This is a genomic window from Streptomyces sp. XH2 (genome assembly GCF_049725035.1).
GTDB classification, from domain to species: Bacteria; Actinomycetota; Actinomycetes; order Streptomycetales; family Streptomycetaceae; genus Streptomyces; species Streptomyces roseoverticillatus.
The window spans coordinates 1-25,764 of sequence record NZ_JBMMMZ010000005.1 but is presented as its reverse complement, the minus strand read 5'-3'; the positions used below and the strand labels follow the sequence as shown (position 1 = coordinate 25,764).

The following is a 25,764-nucleotide window of genomic DNA, read 5'->3' as shown; positions in this document are numbered from 1 at the left end:
CGGGAGAGACCGCTCCCCGCGCCTGCCGTCCGCACCGTGGACGCTCTGCTCAGGGGCTGTTAATGTCCTCGGGCCATCGACGACCGGACGATTTCGCCTGCGGTCATGATGCGTTCCAGAGCTGGAGGCAATTTCGTGCCACCTTCTCCTCCTTCTCCTCCTCCTTGTCCCCGCGCCCTCGTCATCGGCATCGACGGAGGCACGTTCGACGTCATCGACCCCCTCGTCGCGCAGGGCCTCCTTCCCCACATCGGCAAGCTGCTCGGCCAGAGCGCCCGGGCCGTCACCGACTGCACCTGGCCGGCTCACACGGCGCCCGGCTGGAGCACGTTCGTCAGCGCCAGCCGGCCCGGGGGCCACGGCATCTTCCAGTTCCACGACACCCAGGACCCCGGCTACGGCGCCCGCGTCACCCGCTCCGCGGACCTGGGCCGCACCAGCGCGTGGGACTGGCTCGCCGCGCAGGGCCGCACCCTCGGCCTCGTCAACATCCCCATGTCCCATCCGCCGGCCGAGCTGCCGGGCTATCAGGTGACCTGGCCCCTGGAGCGCACGCTGCGGCACTGCAGGCCGCCCTCCCTGCTGCGCGAACTCGCCGCGGCCAAGGCCCACTTCCAGTCCGACCTCGCGACCATGTTCCGCGGCGACCTGGCCTATCTGGAGGAGGCGGAGCGCAACGTCGAGGCGCGCGTCCGCTCGGTGCGGCACCTGATGACCACCCGGCCCACCGACGTGGTGATGGTGGTCCTCACCGAGGCGGACCGGGTCGGCCACCACTACTGGCACTTCGGCGAACCGGACCACCCCGGCCACCGGCCGGCCCCGGAGGGCAGCGGCTGGGACGCCGCCGTCCCCCGCATCTACCAGGCCATGGACCGGGCCGTGGGGGAGCTCCTGGAACTCGTCGACGAGGACACCAGCGTCGTGCTCGTCTCCGACCACGGCCTGGGCACCGGGCACCACGCGCTCGCGCTGCACACGCTCCTGGAAGAGGCCGGGCTGCTGGCCACCGCCCCCGGGGAGCAGCCCGAGGACGGGGCCGCGAGCTGGTTCGCCGGCGCGGGGCGCCACGTGGACTTCCGGCGCACCCGCGTCTACATGCCCGTCCCCGGCAGCTACGGCCTCAACGTCAACGTACGGGGACGCCAGCTGCGCGGCTGCGTCGCACCCCGCGAACGCGAGCGGGTCATGCAGGAGACCGCCGGGCTGCTGGCGGGGCTCACCGGGCCGGACGGGCGCCGGGTGTTCCGGGCCGTCGTCCCCCGGGAGGAGGCCTACCCCGGCCCGCACTGCGGGCGCGCGCCCGACCTGCTCCTGCTGCCGGACGACGAGAGCGTGCTGCCCGTCTGCGACGTGGGCGGCGAGGTGTGGCGGCCCAGTCCCCAGACGGGACTGCACCGCCACCGCGGCATGTGGGCGCACCGCTCCCCCCGCGTCCGCCCCGGCCGCCTGCCCGGGGCCGTCGCGCTGACGGACACCATGCCCACCCTGCTGGCCGACCTCGGGGCTTCCTGGCCGCCGGACGTGCACGGCGCTCCCGTCCACGAAGCCCTCGCAGGCAGCGTGAACGTCCCGCCGCCCGACCCCCGCCTCGCGACGGTCCGCGCGGCCGCCGGACCCGCCGGCACGGCCGCCGCGGAGAGCCCCGCCGGCACCGAGGACGCGTACACGAGCGAGCGGCTGCGCGAAATGGGCTACCTCTGACCGCCCCCGGCCCGCGGCCGACGTCCGGGCCTCCTGGCACCCAGCCGCTCCCACGGAGCTGAGGAGAAAGGTTTCCGCGCATGGAGAAGACGGAGAACACGGGAAAGACCGTCACGGACGAGATCAAGGACCGCCTCCGCAAGGTGCTCGTCGACTCCCTGGAGCTCCCCATGGAGCCCTCCGACGTCCCCGACCAGGGGCTCGTGGACAAGCTGGGACTCGACTCGATCAACACCATCGAGTTCCTCATCTGGGTCGAGAGCGAGTTCGGCATCGAGATCGCCGACGAAGACCTGTCGATCAAGCTCATCGACAGCCTCGACCTCCTGGCCGGCTACGTCCGCGAGCGCATGGCGTGAGCCCGGCAGCCGAACGCGCCCTGGTCATCGGGCTCGACGGCATGCCCCGGTCCCTGCTGACCCGGCTCGCCGCCGACGGCACCATGCCCCGCGTCGCCGGGCTGCTCGCCGAGGGCCACTGCGCCGAACTCCTCGCCCCCGTACCCGAGATCAGCTCCACCTCCTGGGCCACCTTCCTCACCGGGACCAACCCCGGCCGGCACGGCATCTACGGCTTCACCGACCTCACGCCCGGCGGCGGCTGCGGCATCCGCTTCCCCGGCCTGCCGGACCTGCGGGAACCCCCGCTGTGGGAGCTCGCCGCCCGGTCCGGACGGCGCACCCTGTGCCTGAACGTCCCCGGCACCTACCCCGCCCCGGACACCGGCGGCGCGGTCGTCTCCGGCTTCGTCGCCCCCGACCTCGAACGCGCCGTCAGCCCGCCCCGGCTGCTGCCCCTGCTGCGCGGCCTGGGCTACGAACTCGACGTCGAGGTCGGGGACGTCGCCGCCGACCCCGCCGCCTTCCTGGACCGGGCCGAGCGCGCCCTGCGCGCCCGCACCCGCGCCATGGACCACCTCCTGCGCCACGAACCGTGGGACCTGGCGGTCACCGTGCTCACCGAGACCGACCGCGTCTACCACTTCCTGTGGCGCGCGGTCACCGACCCCGGCCACCCCCTGCACGAGCGGCTCCGCGCCTTCCACCGCCTCGTCGACGACAGCGTCGCCGCGCTCGTCGCGGCCCTCCCCGCCGGCACCGAGCTCTTCCTGATGAGCGACCACGGCTTCGGCCCCGCCGCACACCAGGTCTACCTCAACGCCTGGCTCAGGGAGTCCGGCTGGCTCGCCCCGCTCGACGCCTGCCCCCGCCCGGAGGCGCTCGACGCGCGCAGCACCGCCTTCGCCCTCGACCCCGCCCGCATCTACCTCAACCGCAAGAGCCGCTTCCCCGGCGGCGCCCTCACCGACGCCGACGCCGACGACGCGGCCGCCGAGATCGCCCGGGAACTGACCGCACTGCGCTGCGACGGCACCCGCATCGGCCCCGACGCCGACGGGCCGCCGCTGCTGCGCTCCCTCCACCGCGCGGCCGACGTCTACCACGGCCCGCTCCTGGACCACGCCCCCGACCTCGTGGCCGTGCCCGCGCCCGGCATCCAGCTGCGCGGCGGCTGGGGTGGCACCGCCACCGTGCGCACCGACGTCCTCAGCGGCACCCACACCCGCCACGACGCGGTCCTCTACCGGCGCGGCGCCGCCCCGCCGGACCCCCGGCGGCCCACCGCGCCGTACGACATGACGGACGTGGCCCCCACCGTCCTCGCGTCGATCGGCATCCGCCCGGACGGCCTCGACGGCACGCCCGTGCTCGGCACGGCGGACCCGCCGCCCGGCGGCCCACCGGCCCCCCTCGACACCAGGGAGCAGTGATGAAGCAGGATCTCGGTCTGGTACCTTCGGCGCCCAAACCGGGAACGCTCGACCTGACGCTCGACCCGCGCATCACGGACCCCGCGTCCTTCCGGGTCAGCTTCCTCATCCTCCTCGACGGCGACCTCGTGATGTCGCCCGAGCACCTGGGCGTGGCCTACATGACCAGCGTGCTGCGTCACACGGGCTTCACCGCCGAGATCCGGGAGGTGGAGCACGGCGACGACGAGGCCGCCGCCGCGGTGGAAGCGCTCAAGGAGTTCCGCCCCGACCTCGTCTGCTTCACCCTGATGAGCCTCAACCTGGGCAGCTGCCTGACGCTGTGCCGGCTGCTGCGGGAGGAGCTCCCCGGCACGGTGATCGCCTGCGGCGGCCCCGCCGGCACCTTCGCCGGCCTGGACGTGCTGCGCAACAACCCCTGGGCCGACGTCGTCGCCGTCGGCGAGGGCGAACCCACCGTCCTCGACCTCGTCCAGCGGCTGTACCTCAAGGAGCCGCTCTCCTCGGTGCGCGGCATCTGCTACCGCGACGCCGACGGCACACCGCGCCAGAATCCCGCCCGGCCGCTCATCCACAACCTCGAGGACCTGCCCTTTCCGGCCCGGGACCAGCTCAGCCAGCACGGCAACAAACTGGAGTACGTCCGGGTGAGCACCAGCCGGGGCTGCGTCGCCAACTGCGCCTTCTGCTCCGCGCCGCACCTGAAGAACCGGGTGCAGGCCGGCAAGGCCTGGCGCGGCCGCGGCCCGGAGCAGATCGTGGAGGAGGTCGCCGGGATCGTCGAGCGCCACCAGTTCCGCACCTTCGACTTCGTGGACTCCACCTTCGAGGACCCCGACGGCGGCCGCGTCGGCAAGAAGCGGGTGACGGCCATCGCGAGCGGCATCCTCGACCGCGGCCTGGACATCTACTACAACGTCTGCATGCGCGCCGAGAACTGGCGCGACACCCCCGAGGACCACGCCGTGCTCGACCTGCTGGTCGCCTCGGGCCTGGAGAAGGTCAACGTCGGCATCGAAGCCGGCACCGCCGAGGAACTCCGGCTGTGGGAGAAGCGCGCCACGGTCGAGGACAACGTCACCATCATCAGGATGCTGCGGGAGCACGGCGTCTACCTCGCCATGGGCTTCATCCCCTTCCACCCGTACGCCACCGTGGAGACCCTCGTCGCCAACGCCGCCTTCCTGCGCGACAACTCCGGACACAACCTGCGGCGGATGACCGAGCGCCTGGAGATCTACCCCGGCACCGCCATTGTGCGCCGCATGGAGGGCGACGGCCTCCTCGACGAGAGCTACCTCGACCGGCTCGACCCCTACGGCTACGACTTCAAGGACCCCCGGGTCGGCCGGCTGGCCAAGCACTTCGCCCGGCTGTACAACAACGACGACTACCACCACCACGGCGTCATCACCGAGCAGTCCTCCGTGTTCGGCTTCGAGACCTACAACGTCGTGCTGCAGACCTTCATCTCGCGCCTGCACCGCAGGTTCGGCGCGCTGCCCGGCGTCGACGACGTGATGGAGGGCTTCAAGGCCCGCGTGCACGAGGTCCGCCAGGAGATGGGCCGGTACAACTACGGCTTCTTCATGGCCAACCTCGAAGCCGTCATGAACGACACCCTCGACCCCGCCGAGCAGGCCCGGCAGGTGGTCGACGTCGAGGAGTACTTCCACGACCGGATGCAGCTGCTGCGCGACGAACAGCTGCGCGTGGGCAAGGCGCTCACCCGGCTCGGCGCCCGCGTGACCGAGGTCAGCTCCACGATCCCCAAGGAACGCCCCGGCGGACTGCCGCGCCAGTACACCGGGGAGGGCAGCGGGGCCACGTGGTGAGACCGGGGGAGGCCACGGCGGAGCCCGCACCGGCCCGGGTGGCCGTCTGCAGCCTCAGCAGCAGGGAACTCGTCGAGCCGCTGGCCCGCCTGCCCGGCGTGGCCCTCGCGGGCACCCTGATGACCGCCAACCTGGGCATCGAGGAGATCGTCCGGACGCTTGCGCGCGAGCGCACCGTCCGCGGGCTGCTGGTCTGCGGCCGCGACTCGCCCCGCTTCCTGGCCGGGCAGAGCCTCGTCGCCCTCTTCCGCCGGGGCCTGCCGCCCGGGAGCGGCCGCATCCCCGGCGCCGCCGGCCACCTGCCCGTCCTGCGGTCGGTGACGTGGCGGGAGGTCGAGGAGGTGCGCGCCCGCGTGGAGCTCGTGGACCTGCGCGGCGAGCGCGACCCGGCGGTCCTGCGCACCGCCGTCGCGGCGCTGGTCTCCGCCCTGCGCGACGCCCCGGCCTGCGGACCGCCCCCCGGTGACGGTGCGGCGCCGCACGGACTCCAGGGCCCCGCCTTCGGGCTCCTGCACCCGGTGGGACGGCGCAAGCCCCTCGGCACGGGCATCGACGGCTTCGTCGTGATCACCGTGGACCGGGCCGACGGGCTCATACGACTGCGCCACTACGACTCCGACGTGACGCCCCGGCACGAGATGCGGGGCACCCGCGGCGAGACCATGCTGCTCGGGCTCCTGGAGGCCGGCGTGATCGAGGACCCCGCCCACGCCGGGTACCTGGGCGGCGAACTGGCCAAGGCCGAGACGGCGTTGCGGCTCGGCCTGCACTACGAACAGGACCTGCCGCTGCGCCCGCCGGGACGGCCACCGCGCCGCGGCCGGCGGCGCACGACCGGGAAGGAGCGGACGACCGTGACCGACGTGCCCGCGCTGGAGGAGTTCCTGACCCTGGTGGCCCGCACGCTGGGGGCCCGGGACACCGCGCTGGATCCCCACAAGCCCCTGGGCGAACAGCTGGCGGTGGACTCCGTACGGGTCATCGAGCTCACCGTCGTGCTGGAGGAAGAGCTCGGGGCGGAGCTCCCCGACGACGCCGACGTGGCCCGCGCCACCCCCGCGGACCTGTACAAGGCACTGGCGGGCTGAGCGGAAACGCGGAGGAGGAGCATGGACAGGGTGTTGTTGCTCAACGGACCCAACCTGGGCACGCTGGGCACGCGGCAGCCGGAGATCTACGGGACGCGGACCCTGGCCCAGGTCGAGGCCGAGGTCGCGGAGGAGGTCCGCGGCCGCGGCTGGAGCCTGGTCGCCGAGCAGCGCAACGGCGAGGGAGAGCTCGTCGACCTCCTGGAGCGGCACCGGGACGTGGTGGGGGCGATCGTCAACCCGGGCGCCCTGATGATCGCGGGCTGGTCGCTGCGTGACGCGCTGGCGGACTTCGGGCCGCCGTGGCTGGAGGTCCACCTGAGCAACGTGTGGGGCCGCGAGGCCTTCCGGCACGTCTCGGTGACCGCGCCGCTGTCCTCCGGCGTCGTGATGGGCATGGGGGCACTGGGCTACCGGATGGCGGCCCGGGCCCTGACGCTCATGGTCCCGGAAGGCTGACGGCCCGCCGTGCCGGACCGGGCCGCGTCAGGCCGGCCACACCTGCAGCTCCTCCTTGATGAGCCGTGCGCTGCCCGCGTCGCACGCCGCGGGCAGCGGGCAGTCGGACGGCAGGAACCGTACGGTGAAGGGCCCGCCGGTGAGGCCGCGCCACCGGTGGGCCGCGGTCCGGGGCGCGTGGGCGGCCCTGGGGACCAGCACCGTCACCGGGCAGGACAGCCGCCCGGCGGCGGCCGTCGCGCAGTCCTCCTCCGGCTCCCGGTCGCCGGTCCACAGCAGCACGTGGGAGGGCGGCGGATCCGCGCGCAGGGCGTCGGCCAGCACGGCGCCCACCCGGTCACCGGTGGTGAACAGGGCCCGGGGCAGGTCGCCGCCGGGCGGGCCCGCGAGGCCCTCCGGCCCCTGGCCCACCGTCACTTCGGGCGCCAGCGACCGGCGCCAGCTGTCCGCGCCGTCCGTGCCTCCTCCGGCGGCCCGGCCGGCCACGACGACCAGCCGGGCCACCGGCGCCATGAGCGTTCCCGGCATGAATCCCTCCCCTTCCGTGCGCGGTTACGGCAGGCCGTCGGTCATCCCGAGCGAGAAGTAGTTCTCGTAGCCCAGCAGGCGGCGCAGCCCGGGCCGGGCACGGGCGGCGACCTCCTCCTTCAGGCCGGTGAAGAAGTTCTGCTGCTGCCGGACGTAGCCGCGGCAGTAGTAGTTGAGGATGCCGTGGCGCGGCCGTGCGGTGGTGTTGGCGCCCGTCTGGTGCCACAGCCGGCCGTCGAAGACCATCACGCTGCCGGCCGGCGCGCACGCCGGGACGGTCCCGGTGTTGCCCTCGCCCCGCTCGTAGTCCGGCTGCCGCCCCAGCAGGTGGGAGCCCGGCACCAGGCGGGTCGCGCCGTTCTCCGCGGTGAAGTCGTCCAGCATCCACATGCTGTTGGCCACCAGGGCGTACGGCGGCCAGGGCGGGCGGGCGAAGGTCTGGTCGGCGTGCAGGTGCATCGGGGCCCCGCCGGGCCCGGCGATGTTGGCATGGGTGCTGGAGAGCAGGAAACCGGTCCCCAGCAGCTCCTCCATCAAGCGCATGACGGTGGGGTCCTGGACGTTCTCCTCGAATTCCTCGCCCTTGTTGAGCAGGCTGAAGACGCGCTGGTTGCCGCCGTCGTAGAGAAAGGCGGAACCGTCTTCCCGTTCCCGCTCGGCGACATCCAGCAGACGGTCTCTGAGTCTTTCGAAGGCGCCCGGCGAAATCGGGCACTCCAGCAGGCAGTAACCGTGATCGGCGAGGTCTCGTGCGGCTGTTTCGACGTCATTCGTCAGAGTCGCGCGCATATGGCGAGGCTAGCAGCCGCCATTACCTCGGAACAACAGCACAACGGAACAACAGCGCGGTAATTCCCGCGACATGATTCCCGTACACGCCGGAAGGGCGGTTCCCACGATGACGTACGCACCCACGCGACCGGACGGGCGCGTCAGGATCGGGGTCTGGCTGACCCCCCAGCACACCTCCGTGCGCGAACTGCGCGCCGCCTGGCGCGCGGCCGACTCCCTGGGCGTGGACTCGCTGTGGCTGTGGGACCACTTCTTCCCCCTCACCGGCGACCCCGACGGCAGCCACTACGAGGCGTGGACCCTGCTGGCCGCCCTGGCCGCCGACACCCGCGCCGCCCGGGTGGGCACCCTCGTCACCAACTACGCCTACCGCAACCCCGACCTGCTCGCCGACATGGCCCGCACCGTCGACCACCTCAGCGACGGCCGCCTGATCCTGGGCATGGGCGCGGGCTGGTTCGAACGCGACCTGAAGGAGTACGGATACCCCGTGCCCGGAGCGGGAGAGCGCGTCGCCGGGCTCGTCGAGGCGGTGGCCCGGATCGACCGCAGGCTCGCCCGCCTCAACCCCGGCCCGGTGGGCTCACTGCCCCTGCTGATCGGCGGCGACGGCCGCAGGCGCCTGCTGCGCTTCGCCGCCGAACGCGCCACCGTCTGGAACACCATGGCCTGGCGCTTCGCCGAGGGCAACCGCGTGCTCGACCAGTGGTGCGCCGAGGTGGGCCGCGACCCGGCGGCGATCGAACGCAGCGCCTTCGTCACCCGCGACCAGACCGACGACGAGCTGCACCGGCTGGTGGCCGCGGGCGCCCGCCACCTGATCCTCCAGGTCGGGCACCCCTTCCGGCTGGACGGCGTGGAGCGGGCCCTGCGCTTCGCCCGCGGGGAACGGGCCACGGACCCGAGCTAGGGGAGCAGGACGTCCGCCAGCCGGTCCACCTGCGACAGCGCGGCCGCGGTGGGGTGCAGGACCACCTCGTCCACCCCACCGCCGGCCAGCTCCCCGACGGCCTCGCGGATCCGCTCCGGCGTGCGGGGCGTCTTCGCCACGAACTCCTCGGCCTCCGCGCCGAGCACGGAGAAGTAGTCCCGCACGAACGCCGCCGACTCCCGCTCCACGTCCTCGCCCAGCGCGAAGCGCGCCAGCGCCACGATGCGCGGCGCGCCCGGGCGCCCGCCCTCGGTCCAGGCGCGGCGCACCCGTGCGGCGAACGGCAGGACCGTCTCCGGCTCCAGGCCCGGCGCCGTCCAGCCGTCGCCCCAGCGCACCACGCGGCGCACGGCCGCGCCGCTCAGCCCGGCCACCAGCACCGGCACCCCCGCTCCCTCCCGGGCCTCCGCGCCCCGCCCGAGCAGCTCCAGCTGCTCCTCGAAGGCCGCGCGCCGTCCCGCGAAGGGGCGCCCCGCGGCCTCGAAGTCGTCCTCCCGCACGCCCGGCCCCATCCCCAGGACGAGCCGCCCGCCGGACAGCGACGCCAGCGACGCCACCGACCTGGTCAGCACCGGCGCCGTGCGCAGCGGGCCGATCAGGACGTTGGTCAGCAGCCCGATCCGGGAGGTCACCGCGGCCGCGGCGGCCAGCGTGAGCAGCGGGTCGTGGCCCGGGTACACCAGCCGTTCCGTGACGGCCAGCGAGGCGAATCCGCGGTCCTCGGCCCTTTGTGCCCATTCCGTCAAAAGGCGTCCGTCCGCGCCCGGCACGGTATTCGGCAGTGCAATGCTGATCCTCATCTTCCCTTGCCCCCTGTCGTGTTTCTCCGGCGGCGCGTATGTTTTTGGCGGTGCTCATGTTTTCTCCGCGCACGGTCGCGCGCTGTGCACAGTGAGAGGAATCCGCGATGCCCGCTGCCCGCAAAGTGGCCGTGATAGGCCTCGACTCCGCGACTCCGCAGTACATGTTCGACCGGTTCGCCGACGACATGCCGGTGTTCACCGCACTGCGCCGCAATTCCCTGTGGGGGCCGATGCGCAGTGTCGATCCGCCCATCACCATGCCCGCGTGGTCCTGCATGATGTCGGGCCGCACGCCCGGCGAACTCGGCGTCTACGGATTCCGGGACCGTGCCGCCCACGACTACGGCCCGCTGAAGTTCGCCACCTCCCACAGCATCCGGGCCCCGCGGATCTGGGACGAGATGACGGAGGCCGGGCGCCCCAGCGTCGTCCTCGGTGTCCCCGGCACCTACCCGCCCGCCCCCATCCGGGGAGCGATGGTCTCCTGCTTCCTGGCCCCCAGCACCCGGGCGCAGTACACCTCGCCGCCCGGCCTCGCCGGCGAACTGCACAAGCTCACCGGCGGCTACGCCCTGGACGTCGAGGACTTCCGTTCCCCCGAGCTCGGCCGCGTCTCGCAGCAGATCTTCGACATGAGCGAGCAGCGTTTCGAGGTCGCCCGCCACCTCGCGACCACCCAGGAGTGGGACTTCCTCTCCTTCGTGGACATGGGACCCGACCGCCTGCACCACGGCTTCTGGAAGTACTGCGACCCCGGCCACCCCCGGCACGAACCCGGCAACCCCCACGCCGGCCTCTTCCGCGCCTACTACCGCGCCCTCGACCGGCACCTCGGCCGGTTCCTGGAGTGCCTGCCCGAGGACACCGCCGTGCTGGTCGTCTCCGACCACGGGGCACAGCCCATGGTGGGCGGCTTCTTCATCAACGAGTGGCTGCGCAAGGAGGGCCTCCTCGTCCTGGCCGAGGACGTCACCGGCCCCACACCCGTCAGCGCGGCCCGGATCGACTGGAAGCGCACCACGGCCTGGGCCGAGGGCGGCTACTACGGGCGGATCTTCCTCAACGTCGAGGGCAGGGAGCCGCACGGCACGATCCCCGCCGCGGAGTACGAGAACACCCGCGACCTCGTCGCCGCGGCGCTGGAGGCCGTGCCGGACGACCAAGGGCAGCCGATGGGCACCCGCGCCCTGCGCCCCGGCGAGCTGTACCCGGAGGTCAACGGCATCGCCCCGGACCTCCTGGTCTACGTCGGGAACCTGCGCTGGCGGGCCCTGGCCACCCTCGGCATGGGCAAGGGCCTCTACACGACGGAGAACGACACCGGGCCGGACCACGCCAACCACGGCGACACCGGCATCTTCGCCCTCAGCGCCCCCGGCGTCGCCCCCGGCCAGGCCGTCGGCCTCTCGCTCTACGACGTGGCACCGACCCTGCGGTCCCTCCTCGGCCTCCCGCAGCGCGGCCCCCGACGGTCCGTCGCCTGACCTCATCCGCCCAGCAGCGCGTAGGGAGTGGACGGCCCCGCCGGCCGTCCCTCCCCCCTCTCGCGGCCTCCGTGCACGGTGTGCCGCCGCCGGTAGGAGTCCAGTTCGTTCGTCAGCCGGTCCCAGACGGCGGAGGAGCTCCCCGCCCGGCCCGGCCGCTCCAGGTCGACCAGGCGGTAGTCGTTGACCCACACCCGGTCCGCGCGCAGCCGCTCGGCGACGGCGCGCGCCCGCGCCGGGTCGGCGGACCACACACCGGCGCTGAGCCGGTAGCGCGTGCCGTTGGCGATGCGCACCGCCTCGTCGTCGTCGGCGGCACGCAGGACGGACAGCACGGGGCCGAAGATCTCCTCCTGCGCGACGGCGTCCCGCTCGCCCACCGAGGTCAGCACCGTGGGCCTGAAGTACGCGGCGGCATCGAGTCCTTCGGCCAGCTCGCCCGCGGCCGGGGAACCACCGCCGCACGCCAGCAGCGCCCCCTGCGACAGGCCCAGCTCGGTGAAGCGCCGGGCCGTGCGCGCCTGGCTGCGCGACACCAGAGGACCGAGGTCGGTGGCCTCGTCCAGCGGATCGCCCAGCCGCAGCCGCCCCACCCGCTCGACCAGCAGCCGCACGAACTCGTCGTGGACGGCGGCGTGCACCACGGCCCGGGTGCCCGCCATGCACACCTGCCCGTTGTGCAGGAACGCCCCCCAGGCCACACCCCTCACGGCCTGTTCGAGATCGGCGTCCGCCAGCACGAGGTTGGGCGACTTGCCGCCCAGGTCCAGGCGGGTGCTCGTGCCCGCCGACGCCGCCCCCTGCCGTACGGCGTCCCCCGTCTCGTCGGACCCGGTGAACGCCACGAGGTCGACCCCCGGGGCACGCACCAGGCTCTCACCGGTCACCGCACCCGGCCCCGTCACCACGTTGACCACACCCGGCGGCAGCCCGCACTCGTGCAGCAGCCGCACCAGGCGCAGCACGGACAGCGAGGCGAACGAAGCCGGCTTGATCACACACGTGTTGCCCGCGGCGACGGCGGGCGCGATCCGCCAGGCGGCCAGCAGCAGCGGCAGGTTCCAGGGCACGATCGCGGCGACGACCCCGGCCGGCCGCCACAGCACGTACGCGCCGCCGTCCCCGGGCTCCCGCTCGGGCACGTGCTCCGCCCACCAGGCGCTCCACTCGAACGCCGCCGCCGCGCCGGGCACGTCCGCCCCCCGCGCCTTGCGCAGCGTCGAGCCGTTGTCACGCACCTCCAGGTGCGCGAACTCCGCCGCCTCGCCGGCCAGCCGCTCCGCCGCCGCGCGCAGCAGGCGGGCCCGCTCCCGCGCCGGCATCCGGGGCCAGGGGCCCTCGTCGAAGGCCGTCCGGGCGGCCGCCACCGCCCGGCGCACGTCCTCGGGGCCGCCGCTCGGCACGTCGGCCAGATGACGCCGCGTCGCCGGCTCGAAGGTGCGCAGGACGGCACCGTCGTGGGCCGGCACGGCCAGGCCGCCGATGTACATGGGGAACTGCTCGGCCACGCTCTCCATGGGCCTCACCGTCTCCTTGTGTCGTCCGTGAGGTGCGCCCCGCCGGAACGCGCGGGCGGCGGCCGCGCAGGAGCACGAGGCCCCGGGGCGGCCGCCGCACGCCGGCTACGCGGGCAGCGGCGGGATGTTGGGGTTGAACCGGAAGACGTTGCCGGGGTCGTGCAGCGCCTTGAGCCCCTGCAGCCGGGCGTAGTTCTCCGGCGTGAAGGCGCCGCGGGCGACCTCCACCGAGGTGTTGTGGCCCGCGAGGAAGTTCAGGCACACCCCGGGCGTCGTCCAGGGCCGCAGGGCGTCCACGAAGCCCTGCTGCGCCCGGTCGACGGACTCGATCGTCTCCGGCTCGATCAGCGAGGCGATGTAGGCGTTGAAGACCGCGTCCGGGAAGTGGCCCACCGCGCTGGGGACCTGCGGGGGCCGGGACAGCGCGCCGCCCAGGTGGCGCAGCTCCACCCCGTGGACCGCGTTCGTCCCGGGACCGGCGAGGCTCAGGATCAGGTCGGCGGCCTTCTCGTCGAGCTGCCGGAGCATGAAGGTCTTGCTGTAGCTCGCCACCGGCGACGGCGGGTCGTTGTGGATCTCCCCGGCGCGCGTGTACGGCAGCGAGGCCACCGTGTCCATGACGACCGTGCCGGCCGCCCGGAGCTCGGCGAAGTGGCGCTCGGCCTCCTCGGGCTCCCCGAGCCAGGCCAGCCGGATGTGGGTGACGAACCGGCCGCGCAGCGGCCCCGGCAGCCCGTCGGCGTCGGGGTACTCGGCGAGGAACACCGAGGACGCCATCTCCTCCGGCATCCGGGGCGCCCACGCGAGCCAGGTCTTGAGCGCCGCCGGGGTCGACTCGGCGTCGAAGAACAGCCCGCCCCCGTACACCCGGCTCACGGGGAACAGCCGCACCTCCAGGGAGGTGACGATGCCGAGGTTGCCCTTGCTGCCGCGGACGCCCCAGAACAGGTCGGGGTGCTGCTCGGGGGTGACCTCCAGTAGCCGGCCGTCGGCGGTGACGAGGTCGAAGGAGGTGATGTGGTCGGTCGCGAAGCCGTACTTGCGCGAGAGCAGCCCGAGCCCCCCGCCGAGGGAGTACGAGACCGCTCCGACGAACGGCGCCGAGCCGTTGAGCGGCGCCAGCCCGTGCACGGCCGCTTCGTGGATCACCTGCTCCCAGCGCACGCCCGCCTCGATGCGCGCCGTGCGGGCCTGCGGGTCCACCCGTACACCGGTCATGCGGCGGGTGCCGATGAACACGTCGGTGGCGGGCCGGGAGATCCCGTGGCCGGTCGCCTGGACCGCCACCCCGAGGCCGCGCTCCGCGGCGAAGCGCACGGCCGCGATGACGTCGGCCGCGCCCGTGGCGCCGACGATCAGCGCCGGGCGGTGCGCGACGGACAGCTCGAAGCCGGCGAGCTCCTCGTCGAAGCCCTCCTCCCCGGGCAGCAGGACGGGACCGGCGACGTGAGCTCTGAGCTCCTCGGCGTCCGGTGCGCCGAGCGGGACGGGCACGCCCGGTGACTGGTGGCTTGCTGAATTCACCGATGAACCTTTCTGGATGGAGCGGGACGAGCGTCCGCGCCGGGCGGGCCGCAGGCCGCGGGCCCGACCGGCGCGGGTGTTCGGGTCGGGCCGGTCAGTGCCGCGGTCCGAGGACCACCGGCAGCGACCGGACGGCGAGGGGCAGCAGTTCGCTGCTGTGCTCGATCTCCTCGGGCGGCACGGCCGGCGCGATGCCGGGGAACGCCGCGAGCAGCCGCGCGACGCCCACGGTCAGCTCGGCCACGGCGAGGTCGGCGGCCGGGCAGGCGTGCCGGCCGGCGCCGAAGACGATGGCGCGGTCGGCGATCCGGGAGATGTCGAGGACGTCGGGCTCGGGGAAGGCCTCCGGGTCGCGCGAGGCGGCCGCCACCAGCGGCAGCACCGCCTCCCCGGCGGTGATGCGGCTGCCGGAGAGCATCACGTCCTCGGTGGCGACGCGCAGCAGCCCGTCGTGGGTGGAGGGGTAGAAGCGCAGCAGTTCCCACACGGCCACCGGGACGAGGGCCGGGTCGCCGGCCAGCCGGGCGGCGAGGCCGGGGGAGGAGAGCACGCCGAAGAGGTGGCGGGCCAGGAGGTCCCGGATGGTGACGAAACCGGAGATGATCAGGCCGTGGAGGAGCAGCCTGCGGTCCTCGTCGGTCAGGCCCGCGGCGGCGTCCTGCGGGCCCGCGCCCAGGAGCGCGTGGGCGACGCTGTCGCCGGGCGCGGCCCGGCAGGCGGCGAGCAGGTCGCCCAGGGCCTTCCCGAGCCGGTCCCGGGCGGCCGCCAGGTCCTCCTCGGCGGCTCCCCGGGGCAGCAGCAGGAGCTCCACGTCGGAGGTGACGGCCCGCCAGCGGTCGCCGGGCAGGCCGAGCAGCTCGCAGGTGACGCGGCCGGCGAAGGGCGCGGTGTACGCCGTGACCAGGTCCACGACGGCGGTCCCGGCGGGCAGCCCGCCGAGGACGTCCCCGGCGATCTCCTCGATGCGCGGCACGAAGCGTGCGGCCCGCTGAGCGCCGAACGCGGCGGCCACCGGTCCCCGCAGCCGGGCGTGGTCCGGCGGGTCGAGGTCGACGATGCCGGACCCCTGCGAGCGGCCGAACCCCCGCCCGGGCAGCAGGGCCGCCCGGTGCCGGCTGAAGCGGTCGTCGGCCAGCACGGTCCGGACGTCCTCGTGGCGCAAGGCCAGGCGGATCCGTGCCCCGTCGGCGAGCCGGACCTCGGGCAGGGGGTCCTCGGCCAGGAGCCGTCCGAACGCGGGCGGGACCGTGCCCAGGGGGCCGGGCGGGAAGGGGAAGAGGGGAATGCGCGGGGTCATGCGGCCCGGCCCCCGTCGCCCCGCGCACCGGTTGCGTCCGGGCCCGGCCAGGAGAAGTCCCTTGCCAGGACGAGGTTGTCCAGCTGGTGCTCCACGACGATGTTGCCGCAGCCGTAGTCGTCGGCGATCAGCTCCACGTCCTCGGCGGAGACCAGGTGGGCCGGGTCGGACAGCAGGGCGGCGATGCCCCGGGCCGGGGCGAGGACCTCCAGGGCGAAGCCGCGGGCCACGTGCTGGCGGTGGGTGTGGGCGGCGGCGATGAGGAAGGTGTCGTCGGTGTCGCAGATCAGGTGCCACAGGGCACGGGCCTGCAGGAAGCGGCGGGGGCGGTCGGTGAAGCGGCGGGAGGACACCAGGGCGGGCCCCTCCGCGCCGCGGCTCGTGCCGAGGGCGACCAGCCCGCGGTCGAGGTAGGGGACCTGCTCGGTGCGGTAGCTCATGAAGGGGGCCGGGTCGAAGGGCTGGGTGTCCTCCAGGCCGGCCCACGCGCGGACCCGGTGCGCCACCTCGTACCCGAGGTGCCAGGGGTTGTCGAGGCGGCCCGGGGCGAAGAACCGGGCGCTCACGTCGGCGCAGGCCTCCCGCAGCTCCGCCAGGGCCCGGGTCGGCGCGGCGCCGTCGGGGGCCGTGCCCATCAGCGTGCGGGCCCGCGCCACCCACTGCAGCTGGTCGGCGATCCGCTCCGGCCGCACGCCGTTGAAGAAGTCGCCGGCCAGCGGCTCCGGCAGCTGCTCGGCGGCCTTGACGATGTCGGCCTCGTACGGTTCGGCCTCGCTGTAGGGGTCGAGGCCCAGGCGCGCGGCGATGCGGCAGAAGGCGGCCTCCTCCTCACCGGTGGAGCGGACCGCTGCCCATTCCTCCTGCAGCGGGGTGTCCGTGATCCCCTGCCCGGCCAGGCGGTCCGTGACGGCGTCCACGAACGCGGCCAGGGTGGCGGTGAACGCGGCGCTCTCCACGCAGCTGTTGCCGCGGCTCGCGAAGTGGTCGCCCGGTCGGACGTCGGGCCCCATGTCGGGCATCCACACGATCCGGGTCTCCCGGCCCTCGGGCACGAAGAGCATGTCCGGCCAGCGGAAGCCGTCGCAGGCCGCGCGTAAGACGTGGCGGCGCGAGCGGACCCACCACGCGCCGCGGTCGTCGCCGACGCCGTACTTGTAGGCGAAGCGGAGCTGGGATATCTGGGTGCCCGGGCGCGCGTCGGCCACGAGCGACCACCAGTTGAAGGCGATCCATTCGGCCATGGGGTAGAGGGAGACGGTGACGTGCTCGCGGTACGTCCCGGTGCCGGGCTCGCGGACCAGGGTGACGGTCTCGGCGCCCACCGCGATGCGCAGGTCGGCCCGGGTCGCCTGCAGCTCGTCCCGGCCGCCGGCGGGGGCCTCGCGCCAATTCCACTGCAATTGGAACTCAGGAAGCATGGTCCGCCAGCCCTTCCGGCCATTCACTCGGGTGGAGTTCGTATCCGGTGTATTCGCCGGGGCGCCGGCCGGTCAGCCGGAATTCCACGACGGTGTCGCCGGACCGGTGCCAGACATAGCGCGGGAAGCCGCCCTGCCACGGGCCGCCGAGGCGTCCGGTGAGAATGCCGGAACGGAGCGTGCCCAGCGGGGCGGAGGCCAGGGAACCGGGCAGGACCGGCAGTCCCGCCGGGCCCGGGCCGAAATCCCGGGGCGCGAATGCGGCCCCTGCGGAGAGTTCTTCGCGGGTGACACGTGCGGGGAGCGGGGACAGGGCGCGGCGCGGTTCCCGCCGCCGCCCGGGCGCTCGTAGGACCATGGTGCCCACCTTCCGGAGAACGGGGGATGTTCCGGAGAACGGAGGTTGCGTGGAACGCGATGGCGGCGGAGCCCGGGCGCGTCGCCGGAACCGGGCTCCGCGAGAGGGCTACCGGGGCAGCGGGGCGAAGAGGTCGATCACGGTGCCGTCGGGGTCCTTGACGATGGCATAGCGCTGGCCCCACACGGCGTCCCACGGCTTGAGGTGGCCCTCGTAGCCGGCGTCGACGAGCTCGGCGTACTTGGCGTCCACCGCCGCGGTGTCGGGGAACTCGAAGGCGATGGCGACGCGGTGGCCGCCGCTCGGGGCCTCCCACTGCGGGTCGTACGAACGGATCGTGGCCGCCGTGTCCCAGGCGAGCCGGACGCCGCCGTCGAGCACCACCTCGACGTGCGGCGCGGCGTCGGCCTCGGCGGGAATCTCCACGCCCAGCAGGCGGTAGAACTCCAGCGACCGGGCCATGTCCTCGACGACCACCGCGAAGAGGGAAATCCTTGCTGACATGCGTTTCCTTTCCTGCACTTTCTTGCACTTTAAAATGGGTCTCCGGGGGGCGGCCGTCTTCCGTCCGGGCCGGCCGGGCCGCGAAGTCCGAATGTGCTGGACCCGTGCAGGCTAGTGACCCATCGGCGGACTTGGCCAATCGCCGTATCGCTTCCGCGTGTCAACACTGCGTATTGAGGGGCGATTTCAGGACAGCGGAACGCCGTCCCAATCCGACGGCACGTCACGCCCGAGCAGTTCGCACACGGTTGCGGGTATGTCGACGGGGGCCGCGACGCGGGAACGCAGGGCGCCGCCGGAGAAGCCCGGGCCCAGCGCCGCCCAGTAGGAGTCGCGGCGGTGCCAGCCGCTCTGCCAGTCGCGGTGCACGTGGGACGCCCACGCGGGGTCCCCCAGGGGGAGGTAGCGCCAGTCCGCCGGTTCCAGGACGAGGTCCGGGGCCAGGTGGACGGCCTCGCCCGCGTAGACCTCCTCCCGCCGGTGCACGGCCGCCAGGAACGGCCTGCCCGTACGGGGGTTGAGCCGCTCCAGCAGCGCCGCCGCGACCTCGGAGCGCACCGCCTCGTAGTCCCGCTCGGCGACCGTGCCGTGCTTGTACCGCCCGCGCAGGTTGACGTTCACCCCGTGCGTGCCCTGCACCGCCTCGAAGGCCCGGCTGCGCGCCCACTCGGCCCGGCCGTCCGCGGCGTGGGAGAGGAACCCGCAGGACTCCAGTTCGGCGTTGACGGAGTGGTAGTTGCGCAGCGGGCCGAAACCGATCTCCGAGAAGGCCAGCACGGTCGTGCCGTCGTCCGCCCGCTCCAGGACGTCCTGGATGACGCGGTCGCAGGTGCGGTAGGCGGCGAGGACGGCGCTCGACTCCTCGTGCTCCGGCCCCCGTTCCAGCTCCTGCCAGTAGATGTGCGACGTCCGGTCGATGGAGGTGAGGTTGACGAGCACGACGTCGTGGTCCTCCAGCAGCGCGAGCGCCGCGCGCCCGCGCTGGACGTCCGCCTCCAGCAGGGAGGGCAGCAGCTCGTCACGGTCCTGGCCGGTCCAGAACACCGAGACGTCGTGGACCGGCCGGACGCCCTTCGCCGCCAGGGTGCGCTGCAGGCTCCGCGGGTGGCAGGCGTGGAGGGTGGCGTACATCGGATAGGTGATCAGCGAGCCGTCGAACGGCTCGGGCGGATGGGTGCCGAACACGCCGATCGAGGCGAACTTGGTGCCGGCGAACACCTCCTGCTGCCACAGCACCGGGAACCGGCGGTCCTTCGAGGTCAGGACCTGCGGGGCGTACTCGGGATCGTGGCAGGTCCAGTACGAGTAGAAGCCGTGCCGCCCGGCCCGCCGCCCGGTCAGGACGCTCAGCAGGCCCGGCGGCTCGTACGGGGTGCCCTCCGCGCGCAGCGGCCCGTGGACACCCTGCGCGCGCAGCCGGGCGAAGCCGGGCAGCAGACCCTTCGCGCACCACCGTTCGAGCAGCTCGGGCGCGGCTCCCTCGGTGATGATGACGACGACACGCTGGCGAAACGTCACGTACGACTCCCTCGGTCTGCTGGGCAGTTGGCATACCGGTCATCGGAGAACGTGGGGGAGCGAGCGGCGGAGGGGAGGGGCGGGGGGACGAGGGATCAGGCCGCGCGCAGCAGGCGCAGGCGATCGCGGGCCGCCTTCGGCAGACCCGACACCACACGGTCGTATGAGTGTTCCACCATCTCCCGCACCTCCTCCACGGGAACGGTCCCGTTCAGGACAACCGTGTTCCAGTGGCGCTTGTTGACGTGATAGCCGGGCTCCACGGCCGCGTACTGCTCCCGCAGGTGCAGGGCCAGATCCGGCTCGCACTTCAGCGTGACCTGGGCAGGCCGCTCCCCGGACGGGTCCTGGAGGATCGCGAACACCTTGCCCTCCACCTTGAACACCGTGGCCCCGGGGCCGAACGCCTCGTCGTCGAAGGCCTCCGGCAGCTCCAGCGCGAAGTCCGACAGTTCCTGCGGGGTCATGGGCGGTCCTTCTTCCGGTGGCGGGCGGCTGTTCCGCCCGCACGGGGCGGGTGGGGTGTCCTGCCAGCGTAGGGCCGGGCGTGGCCCGTGATGCGCCCGGGCACGGCCGCTGATCCACGATGGCCGAAACCCGGCGGGGGGTTCCGGCCCGTAGCGGACCACCGGCGGAGGCATTCTTGACGCGCCGCCGCGGGCATTGCGAGAGTTTCACCCGTCCCGCACTCCTGTCCGGGGCCTGTTCGTCCTCCCGGTGCTGCCCGGTCGCAGCCCCGGTGTCCGCGCGCCCGAAGCGCGTCACTCCCTCACCCGAGCGGGCCGCGCCCGGCCCCGGCCGCCCCGTCGCCGGCCACCCGGTGCCCCGGGAACCCGCTGGTCACCCGTGCCCCCGGTACGGCGGGCCCCCACGGCCGCCCGGCCCCCGTTCGCCGCCCCGGCCCCGCCGGGACCACCGCCGCCTGCCCGAACGCCCTGTGGAGGAACCCCCGTATGACTGCGGAGCGGACGCACGACGACCAGGCCCGCGCCACCGCCGAGGAGACCGTCAACGACATCCTGCAAGGGGCCTGGAAGGCCCGCGCCATCCACGTCGCCGTCGAGCTCGGCCTGCCCGGGCTCCTCCAGGACGGCCCCCGCACCGCCGCCGACCTGGCCGCCGCGGCCGGCGCGCACGAGCCCACGCTGCGCAGACTGCTGCGCCTGCTCGCGGCCTCGGGCATCTTCGAGGACCTCGGGCACGACGACCTGTACGGGCACAACGCCCTCTCCGAGGTGCTGCTGCCCGACCCCACCAGCCCCGTGGCCACCGACGCCCGCTTCCAGGCCGCCCCCTGGCACTGGCGGGCCTGGGAACGGCTCGCCCACAGCGTCCGCACCGGCGAAGCCTCCTTCGACGTCGCCAACGGCGTCTCGTTCTGGCAGCTCACCCAGCAGGACCCGCAGGCCCGGGAGCTGTTCAACCACGCCATGGGATCGGTGTCCCTCGCCGAGAGCCACCAGGTCGCCGGGGCCTACGACTTCTCCGGCGCGGGCACCGTCGTCGACATCGGCGGCGGCCGCGGCAGCCTCATGGCCGCCATCCTCGACAGCGCCCCCGCCGCCCGCGGCGTCCTCCTCGAACGCCCCGCGGTCGCCGGCGAGGCCCGCGCCCTGCTGGAGAGCCGGGGCCTCGGCGAGCGCTGCGAGGTCCTCCCCGGCGACTTCTTCGAGACCATCCCCGCAGGCGCCGACGTCTACCTCATCAAGCACGTCCTGCACGACTGGGACGACGAGGACGTCCTGCGCATCCTGCGCCGGATCGCCGTGGCCATGGCGCCCGCGTCCCGGCTCCTCGTGATCGACAATCTGATCGACGAACGGCCCGCGGCCTCGACCCTCTTCGTCGACCTGCTCCTCCTCGTCCTCGTGGGCGGGGCCGAGCGCTCGGAGAGCGAGTTCGCCACGCTCCTGGAGAAGGCCGGCCTGACCGTGGAGCGCTCGCTGCCCTGCGGCTCCGGCCCGCTGCGCATCGTGGAGATCCGCCGCGCCTGACCCGCACGGCGCGCCCGCCCGCATCCGGCCACGGCCGTTCATCCGGGCCACGCAGTTCATCCGGCCACGGCAGTTAAGGAGTATCGACACTATGACGGTGCTGGGTCTGGGGGGCTCCGGACACGACTGGTCCTCCTGCGCCTCCGACGGCCGGGAACTGGTCGCGGTCGACGAGGAGCGCCTGGTCGGCAGCAAGTACGGGCTCGGCGCGGACCTCCTGGCGGGCCTCAGCCGCCGCGCCTGTCTCGACGCCCTGGCCACCACGGCCGGGGACGTGGACCACGTGGTCTGCTGCGAGCTCGTGCCCCGCCCCTTCTACCACTCGTTCCGCAAGCGCGTGACCGTCGTCAACCACCATCTCGCCCACGCCTACAGCGCGTTCGGCGCCTCCGGCATGACCCGGGCCGCCGTGCTCGTCTGCGACAACTCCGGCAGCCTGGTCACCGGCCGGAAGGACGGGCCGGGCCCGCGCGAGGCGGAGACGATCAGCGGCTTCACCGCCGACGAGTCCGGGATCCGCCTCGTGACCCGGGTCAGCGGGGCCCACCTCGTCGACGCGGCGTCCGAGAGCGCCTACTACCAGCCGGGGGAGACCGACAACTCCCTGGGCCACTTCTACCGCGCCGCCAGCCTGGCCCTGGGCCTGTCCTACACGGGACCGAAGACCCGCTACCCCGTCAGCGAGGACGGCAAGACGATGGGCCTCGCCCCCTACGGCGACGACCGCTTCACCGACCAGGTCGCCGAGCTCGTCACCCTGCTGCCCGGCGGCGGCGTGAGCATCTCCGCGAGCAAGGTCAACCACGTCTTCGAACGCCTCGTGGCATCAGGGGACTTCGAGGACCGCGCCGCACTCGCCCACGCCGCCCAGGAAGTCCTGGAACGTGCCCTCGTGCACTGCGCGAACGACCTTCACCGCCGCACCGGCCTGACGGACCTGTGCATCGCCGGCGGCGTCGGCCTCAACAGCGTGGCCAACGGCCGCGTCCTGCGCGAGACCCCCTTCGAACGCGTCTTCGTCGTACCGGCCGCCGGGGACAACGGCATCAGCCTGGGCTGCGCCTACTACGGCCTCCACCAGCTGGAGGGCAGGCCCCTGACCGGCCTCCCGGCGCTCCGGACGGCCTACCTCGGGCCCGCCTACCCCACCGCCAGGGCCGACGCCGCCCTCGCCGCCTCGGGCTTCACCGTGGAGACCCCCGACGACCTGCCCGGCCGGGTGGCCGCCCTGCTCGCCGAAGGAAAGATCATCGGCTGGTTCGACGGCCGCTCCGAGTTCGGCCCCCGGGCCCTGGGACACCGCAGCATCCTCGCCGCCCCCTACCCCGCCTCGGTCCGCGACCACCTCAACGACCACGTCAAACACCGCGAGTGGTTCCGCCCCTACGCCCCCGTCGTCCGCCAGGAGCGCGCCGGGGACTACTTCGACCTCGACCAGCCCTCGCCCTTCATGCTGATCGTCGCCCGCGTCACCCGGCCGGAGGCCGTACCGGCCGCGGCGCACGTCGACGGCACCGCCCGGCTGCAGACCCTCGACGCCGGGCAGAACCCGAAGGTGCACGCCCTGCTCGGCCGGTTCGAAGAGCTCACCGGCTGCGGCGTGCTGCTCAACACCTCCTTCAACGTCGCCGGCCGTCCCATCGTCGAGACCCCCGAGGACGCCGTCGAGGCCTTCGCGAGCATGCGACTCGACCACCTGGTGGTCGGCGACCGGCTGGCGACCAAGGCCTGAAGGCCCCGCGACGGACCACCTGAAGGACCACCTGAGAGATCCGATGGACCTGAAGGACCGTACCCAGGCAGGCAGGGAGGAGACCCCGACGGTGGACGTCCCGGTGCTCGTCGTCGGAGGAGGGCCGGCGGGCCTGGCGACCGCCCTCTTCCTCGCCCGCCACGGCGTGCGCTGCCTGCTCGTCGAGCGGCACACGACCACCTCCGCGGTGCCGCGCGCCACCCACGTCAGCCGGCGCTCCATGGAGCTCTTCCGCGAAGCCGGCCTGGAGGAGGAGATCCGACGGGCCGGCTTCGAAGTGGTCCGCGAGGACGACCCCCGGGCCCGGGACCGGCCCGGCAGCTTCATGCCCCGCGTCGTCCTCGGCGCCACCTCGCTCGCCGGCCTGCACCACGCCGAGGTGCTGGAGACCGGCGAGGAGGAACTGGCCGTCCCCGGCCCCTGCGCCCCCTTCTGGTGCGGCCAGGACCGCATGGAACCCCTGCTCGCCGAGGCCGCCGCCCGCAACGGCGCCGACGTACGCTTCGGGCACGAGCTCACCGGCCTGCGCACCGGCCCCGACGGCGCCCGCGCCCGGATCCGCGCCGCCGCCACGGGGCACACCTACACCGTCGACGCCCGGTACGTCGTCGCCGCCGACGGCGCCCACGGACGCATCGCCGAACGCGTCGGCATCACCCGCGAGGGACACGGCACGCTCGCCCACCGCGTGAGCGTGCTCTTCCGCGCCGCCCCCGGCGCGTGGGACCGGACCCGCAGGTTCTTCATGTGCATGATCCGCAACCCGGGGTTCGACGGCGCGGTGATGGAACTCAACACCCCCGGCCACTGGTGCGCCGCGGTGGACCACGACCCGGCGCTCGCCGAGCCGGACGGCACCTACACGGAACGGACCTGCCGCGCCCTGGTCCTGGCCGCGATCGGTGACGAACAGGCCGACGCGGAGATACATATCGTCTTCCACTGGAGGGCCCGGCACCGCATCGCGGCACGCTACAGCAGCGGACCGGTCTTCCTCGTCGGCGACGCGGCACACCTGCACCCCCCGTCGGGCGGCTACGGATCCAACGTCGGCTTCCAGGACGCCCACAACCTGGCCTGGAAACTCGCCGCGGTCACCGGCTCCTGGGCCGGACCCGGACTCCTCGCCACCTACGACCAGGAACGCCGGCCCGTGGGAAGCGCCACGGCACAGCAGTCCATGCTCCTCGACGGCGTACCCACGCAGGACTTGGGCGGCGCGGTCCTCTGCGACCCCCGGACCCTGATCATGGGATACCGCTACCGCTCCACGGCCGTCCTCGGCGCCCCGCCCGGTCCGGCGTTTCCCGAGGTCTTCGCCCTGACGGCGGATCCCGGCACCCGGCTGCCCCACCTGTGGCTGCGCACCGCCGCGGGCACCGAGGTCTCCACACTTGACCTCTGCCACGGCCGCCTCACCCTCCTCTCGGCCCACCCCGCCTGGGCGCGGGCGGCCGACCGGCTCGCCGACGCGACCGGGCTCCCCGTACGCGGCCTGCACGTGGCCGCCGGCGGAGGCGACCTCCACGACCCCTCCGCAACCTTCGCCACGGTCTGCGGGACCGGGCCCGGGGGAGCCGTACTCGTACGGCCGGACGGCATGGTGGCCTGGCGCACGACGGACGAGGACCCGCCCGGCCCCGAACGGGCCCACGCACTCCTCGCCTCCGTCGTGGGACGCGTCCTGTGCCGGCCGGTGCCGGACCGGGCACACATCGCTTACACCACGACTCGGCGAACCGGGAGCGACGGATGACCACCTCTCATTCCTTCTCCTCTCCTTCCTTCCACCCCTTCTGCACGTGCTGGCCGGGGGCCACCGTGTGGCTGACGGGTCTGCCGAGCGCGGGCAAGACGACCATCGCCCGGGCGCTGGCCGCGCGGCTGCGCGGCGACGGCCGCCGGGTGGAGGTGCTCGACGGCGACGAGAACCGCGCGGTCCTCACCGCGGACCTGGGCTTCTCGCGCGAGGACCGGTACACCAACGTCCAGCGTGTCGGCCTGCTCGCCGAGGTGCTGGCCCGCAACGGCATCGTCGCCCTGGTACCGGTCATCGCCCCCTATGCAGACAGCAGGGAAGCCGTGCGCAAACGCCACGAAAGCTCTGGCACCGCATACCTGGAGGTGCACGTCGCCACTCCGCTGGAGGTGTGCGCGGCCCGCGACGTGAAGGGCCTGTACGCGAAGCAGGCCGCGGGCGAGCTGTCCGGGCTGACGGGCGTGGACGATCCGTACGAGGCGCCGGCCGACCCGGACCTGCGGATCGCCGCACACGAACAGGGCGTCGAGGAGTCGGCGCGCGCTGTGCTCCGGCTCCTGCAGGCCGAGGAGCTCGCATGAGCGGAAGCGCTCCCGGCGTTCCGTATGCGTTGTCGCATCTGGATGTGCTGGAGTCGGAGGCGGTGCACGTCTTCAGGGAGGTGGCGGGGGAGTTCGAGCGGCCGGTGCTGTTGTTCTCCGGCGGCAAGGACTCCATCGTCATGCTG

Annotated in this window: 23 protein-coding genes and 1 pseudogene; 13 read left to right on the top strand and 11 right to left on the bottom strand. The window is 73.7% G+C overall.

Annotated features, from left to right (window positions below; genetic code table 11):
- The first annotated feature begins 135 nt into the window (after positions 1 to 135).
- The 6 genes from ACOTKD_RS11730 (at position 136) to ACOTKD_RS11705 (ending at position 6,857) form a co-directional block, all read left to right on the top strand.
- Positions 136 to 1,704 carry an alkaline phosphatase family protein gene (locus tag ACOTKD_RS11730; protein WP_424888833.1) on the top strand — a complete coding sequence of 523 codons (1,569 nt, stop codon included), beginning with the start codon at positions 136 to 138 and terminating at the stop codon, positions 1,702 to 1,704.
- Between the two features lie 80 nt (positions 1,705 to 1,784).
- The gene (locus tag ACOTKD_RS11725; RefSeq protein ID WP_424888832.1) at positions 1,785 to 2,063 is read left to right on the top strand and encodes an acyl carrier protein; all 279 of its coding nucleotides are present in this window, start codon (positions 1,785 to 1,787) and stop codon (positions 2,061 to 2,063) included.
- A complete protein-coding gene (locus tag ACOTKD_RS11720; protein ID WP_424888831.1) occupies positions 2,060 to 3,475 on the top strand; it encodes an alkaline phosphatase family protein in 1,416 nt (471 codons plus the stop codon). The genes ACOTKD_RS11725 and ACOTKD_RS11720 overlap by 4 nt, the downstream gene beginning before the upstream one ends.
- Positions 3,475 to 5,310 (top strand): cobalamin-dependent protein, encoded by a 1,836-nt coding sequence (locus ACOTKD_RS11715; protein ID WP_424888830.1) that lies wholly within the window; start codon positions 3,475 to 3,477, stop codon positions 5,308 to 5,310. The genes ACOTKD_RS11720 and ACOTKD_RS11715 overlap by 1 nt, the downstream gene beginning before the upstream one ends.
- A complete protein-coding gene (locus tag ACOTKD_RS11710) occupies positions 5,304 to 6,398 on the top strand; it encodes a DUF4346 domain-containing protein (RefSeq protein WP_424888829.1) in 1,095 nt (364 codons plus the stop codon). The genes ACOTKD_RS11715 and ACOTKD_RS11710 overlap by 7 nt, the downstream gene beginning before the upstream one ends.
- A 21-nt stretch (positions 6,399 to 6,419) precedes the next feature.
- Positions 6,420 to 6,857 carry a type II 3-dehydroquinate dehydratase gene (locus ACOTKD_RS11705; protein WP_424888828.1) on the top strand — a complete coding sequence of 146 codons (438 nt, stop codon included), beginning with the start codon at positions 6,420 to 6,422 and terminating at the stop codon, positions 6,855 to 6,857.
- Positions 6,858 to 6,884: 27 nt separating this feature from the next.
- On the opposite strand, the gene ACOTKD_RS11700 is transcribed toward ACOTKD_RS11705, so the two are convergent.
- Together ACOTKD_RS11700 and ACOTKD_RS11695 are read right to left on the bottom strand one after the other, a co-directional pair.
- Positions 6,885 to 7,385, bottom strand: a complete 501-nt coding sequence (locus tag ACOTKD_RS11700; protein WP_424888827.1) for a hypothetical protein — start codon at positions 7,383 to 7,385, stop codon at positions 6,885 to 6,887.
- A gap of 24 nt (positions 7,386 to 7,409) precedes the next feature.
- A complete protein-coding gene (locus tag ACOTKD_RS11695; RefSeq protein WP_424888826.1) occupies positions 7,410 to 8,174 on the bottom strand; it encodes a phytanoyl-CoA dioxygenase family protein in 765 nt (254 codons plus the stop codon).
- Between the two features lie 109 nt (positions 8,175 to 8,283).
- Here ACOTKD_RS11695 and ACOTKD_RS11690 point away from each other — a divergent pair, with 109 nt between their 5' ends.
- The gene (locus ACOTKD_RS11690) at positions 8,284 to 9,087 is read left to right on the top strand and encodes an LLM class F420-dependent oxidoreductase (RefSeq protein ID WP_424888825.1); all 804 of its coding nucleotides are present in this window, start codon (positions 8,284 to 8,286) and stop codon (positions 9,085 to 9,087) included.
- Here ACOTKD_RS11690 and ACOTKD_RS11685 read toward each other — a convergent pair.
- Entirely contained in the window at positions 9,084 to 9,908 is an 825-nt protein-coding gene (locus tag ACOTKD_RS11685; RefSeq protein WP_424888824.1) for an LLM class flavin-dependent oxidoreductase, read from the bottom strand. The genes ACOTKD_RS11690 and ACOTKD_RS11685 overlap by 4 nt on opposite strands.
- A 107-nt stretch (positions 9,909 to 10,015) precedes the next feature.
- On the opposite strand from ACOTKD_RS11685, the gene ACOTKD_RS11680 reads away from it, so the two are divergent.
- Entirely contained in the window at positions 10,016 to 11,395 is a 1,380-nt protein-coding gene (locus ACOTKD_RS11680) for an alkaline phosphatase family protein (protein WP_424888823.1), read from the top strand.
- A 2-nt stretch (positions 11,396 to 11,397) separates the two neighbouring features.
- Here ACOTKD_RS11680 and ACOTKD_RS11675 read toward each other — a convergent pair whose 3' ends face one another.
- The 8 genes from ACOTKD_RS11675 to ACOTKD_RS11640 all read right to left on the bottom strand — a co-directional run bounded on the left by ACOTKD_RS11675 (position 11,398) and on the right by ACOTKD_RS11640 (position 19,998).
- The gene (locus tag ACOTKD_RS11675) at positions 11,398 to 12,912 is read right to left on the bottom strand and encodes an aldehyde dehydrogenase family protein (RefSeq protein ID WP_424888822.1); all 1,515 of its coding nucleotides are present in this window, start codon (positions 12,910 to 12,912) and stop codon (positions 11,398 to 11,400) included.
- 105 nt (positions 12,913 to 13,017) lie between these two features.
- Positions 13,018 to 14,436 (bottom strand): FAD-binding oxidoreductase, encoded by a 1,419-nt coding sequence (locus ACOTKD_RS11670; RefSeq protein ID WP_424888821.1) that lies wholly within the window; start codon positions 14,434 to 14,436, stop codon positions 13,018 to 13,020.
- A 94-nt stretch (positions 14,437 to 14,530) separates the two neighbouring features.
- On the bottom strand, positions 14,531 to 15,733 hold the full coding sequence (locus ACOTKD_RS11665; protein WP_424888820.1) for a cytochrome P450: 1,203 nt from the start codon (positions 15,731 to 15,733) through the stop codon (positions 14,531 to 14,533).
- A complete protein-coding gene (locus tag ACOTKD_RS11660) occupies positions 15,730 to 17,151 on the bottom strand; it encodes a hypothetical protein (RefSeq protein ID WP_424888819.1) in 1,422 nt (473 codons plus the stop codon). Before ACOTKD_RS11660 ends, ACOTKD_RS11665 begins: the two co-directional genes overlap by 4 nt.
- The gene (locus ACOTKD_RS11655; RefSeq protein ID WP_424888818.1) at positions 17,141 to 17,509 is read right to left on the bottom strand and encodes a hypothetical protein; all 369 of its coding nucleotides are present in this window, start codon (positions 17,507 to 17,509) and stop codon (positions 17,141 to 17,143) included. Before ACOTKD_RS11655 ends, ACOTKD_RS11660 begins: the two co-directional genes overlap by 11 nt.
- A 108-nt stretch (positions 17,510 to 17,617) precedes the next feature.
- Positions 17,618 to 18,013 (bottom strand): VOC family protein, encoded by a 396-nt coding sequence (locus ACOTKD_RS11650; RefSeq protein WP_424888817.1) that lies wholly within the window; start codon positions 18,011 to 18,013, stop codon positions 17,618 to 17,620.
- Positions 18,014 to 18,199: 186 nt separating this feature from the next.
- The gene (locus ACOTKD_RS11645) at positions 18,200 to 19,531 is read right to left on the bottom strand and encodes an alkaline phosphatase family protein (protein ID WP_424888816.1); all 1,332 of its coding nucleotides are present in this window, start codon (positions 19,529 to 19,531) and stop codon (positions 18,200 to 18,202) included.
- 95 nt (positions 19,532 to 19,626) lie between these two features.
- The gene (locus ACOTKD_RS11640) at positions 19,627 to 19,998 is read right to left on the bottom strand and encodes an MmcQ/YjbR family DNA-binding protein (protein WP_030369185.1); all 372 of its coding nucleotides are present in this window, start codon (positions 19,996 to 19,998) and stop codon (positions 19,627 to 19,629) included.
- Between the two features lie 486 nt (positions 19,999 to 20,484).
- Between ACOTKD_RS11640 and ACOTKD_RS11635 the strand changes: the two genes are divergently transcribed.
- From ACOTKD_RS11635 to ACOTKD_RS11615, 5 genes and pseudogenes are all read left to right on the top strand, one after another.
- The gene (locus ACOTKD_RS11635; protein ID WP_424888815.1) at positions 20,485 to 21,525 is read left to right on the top strand and encodes a methyltransferase; all 1,041 of its coding nucleotides are present in this window, start codon (positions 20,485 to 20,487) and stop codon (positions 21,523 to 21,525) included.
- A 91-nt stretch (positions 21,526 to 21,616) separates the two neighbouring features.
- Positions 21,617 to 23,257 carry a carbamoyltransferase family protein gene (locus ACOTKD_RS11630; protein WP_424888814.1) on the top strand — a complete coding sequence of 547 codons (1,641 nt, stop codon included), beginning with the start codon at positions 21,617 to 21,619 and terminating at the stop codon, positions 23,255 to 23,257.
- Positions 23,258 to 23,300: 43 nt separating this feature from the next.
- Entirely contained in the window at positions 23,301 to 25,034 is a 1,734-nt protein-coding gene (locus tag ACOTKD_RS11625) for an FAD-dependent oxidoreductase (RefSeq protein ID WP_424888813.1), read from the top strand.
- On the top strand, positions 25,031 to 25,618 hold the full coding sequence (cysC, locus tag ACOTKD_RS11620; RefSeq protein ID WP_424888812.1) for an adenylyl-sulfate kinase: 588 nt from the start codon (positions 25,031 to 25,033) through the stop codon (positions 25,616 to 25,618). The genes ACOTKD_RS11625 and cysC overlap by 4 nt, the downstream gene beginning before the upstream one ends.
- Positions 25,615 to 25,764 (top strand): annotated as a pseudogene (locus tag ACOTKD_RS11615) (sulfate adenylyltransferase subunit CysD); the annotation flags it as partial. The gene cysC and the pseudogene ACOTKD_RS11615, both read left to right, overlap by 4 nt.

What these genes read in the sequence shown, in the direction of transcription:
- ACOTKD_RS11650 (WP_424888817.1), bottom strand. Translation starts at nt 18,013, where the DNA reads ATGTCAGCAAGGATTTCCCTCTTCGCGGTGGTCGTCGAGGACATGGCC.
- ACOTKD_RS11655 (WP_424888818.1), bottom strand. Translation starts at nt 17,509, where the DNA reads ATGGTCCTACGAGCGCCCGGGCGGCGGCGGGAACCGCGCCGCGCCCTG.
- ACOTKD_RS11690 (WP_424888825.1), top strand. Translation starts at nt 8,284, where the DNA reads ATGACGTACGCACCCACGCGACCGGACGGGCGCGTCAGGATCGGGGTC.
- ACOTKD_RS11695 (WP_424888826.1), bottom strand. Translation starts at nt 8,174, where the DNA reads ATGCGCGCGACTCTGACGAATGACGTCGAAACAGCCGCACGAGACCTC.
- ACOTKD_RS11700 (WP_424888827.1), bottom strand. Translation starts at nt 7,385, where the DNA reads ATGCCGGGAACGCTCATGGCGCCGGTGGCCCGGCTGGTCGTCGTGGCC.
- ACOTKD_RS11635 (WP_424888815.1), top strand. Translation starts at nt 20,485, where the DNA reads ATGACTGCGGAGCGGACGCACGACGACCAGGCCCGCGCCACCGCCGAG.
- ACOTKD_RS11640 (WP_030369185.1), bottom strand. Translation starts at nt 19,998, where the DNA reads ATGACCCCGCAGGAACTGTCGGACTTCGCGCTGGAGCTGCCGGAGGCC.
- ACOTKD_RS11685 (WP_424888824.1), bottom strand. Translation starts at nt 9,908, where the DNA reads ATGAGGATCAGCATTGCACTGCCGAATACCGTGCCGGGCGCGGACGGA.
- ACOTKD_RS11725 (WP_424888832.1), top strand. Translation starts at nt 1,785, where the DNA reads ATGGAGAAGACGGAGAACACGGGAAAGACCGTCACGGACGAGATCAAG.
- ACOTKD_RS11625 (WP_424888813.1), top strand. Translation starts at nt 23,301, where the DNA reads ATGGACCTGAAGGACCGTACCCAGGCAGGCAGGGAGGAGACCCCGACG.
- cysC (WP_424888812.1), top strand. Translation starts at nt 25,031, where the DNA reads ATGACCACCTCTCATTCCTTCTCCTCTCCTTCCTTCCACCCCTTCTGC.
- ACOTKD_RS11675 (WP_424888822.1), bottom strand. Translation starts at nt 12,912, where the DNA reads ATGGAGAGCGTGGCCGAGCAGTTCCCCATGTACATCGGCGGCCTGGCC.
- ACOTKD_RS11705 (WP_424888828.1), top strand. Translation starts at nt 6,420, where the DNA reads ATGGACAGGGTGTTGTTGCTCAACGGACCCAACCTGGGCACGCTGGGC.
- ACOTKD_RS11680 (WP_424888823.1), top strand. Translation starts at nt 10,016, where the DNA reads ATGCCCGCTGCCCGCAAAGTGGCCGTGATAGGCCTCGACTCCGCGACT.
- ACOTKD_RS11630 (WP_424888814.1), top strand. Translation starts at nt 21,617, where the DNA reads ATGACGGTGCTGGGTCTGGGGGGCTCCGGACACGACTGGTCCTCCTGC.
- ACOTKD_RS11715 (WP_424888830.1), top strand. Translation starts at nt 3,475, where the DNA reads ATGAAGCAGGATCTCGGTCTGGTACCTTCGGCGCCCAAACCGGGAACG.
- ACOTKD_RS11665 (WP_424888820.1), bottom strand. Translation starts at nt 15,733, where the DNA reads ATGACCCCGCGCATTCCCCTCTTCCCCTTCCCGCCCGGCCCCCTGGGC.
- ACOTKD_RS11660 (WP_424888819.1), bottom strand. Translation starts at nt 17,151, where the DNA reads ATGCTTCCTGAGTTCCAATTGCAGTGGAATTGGCGCGAGGCCCCCGCC.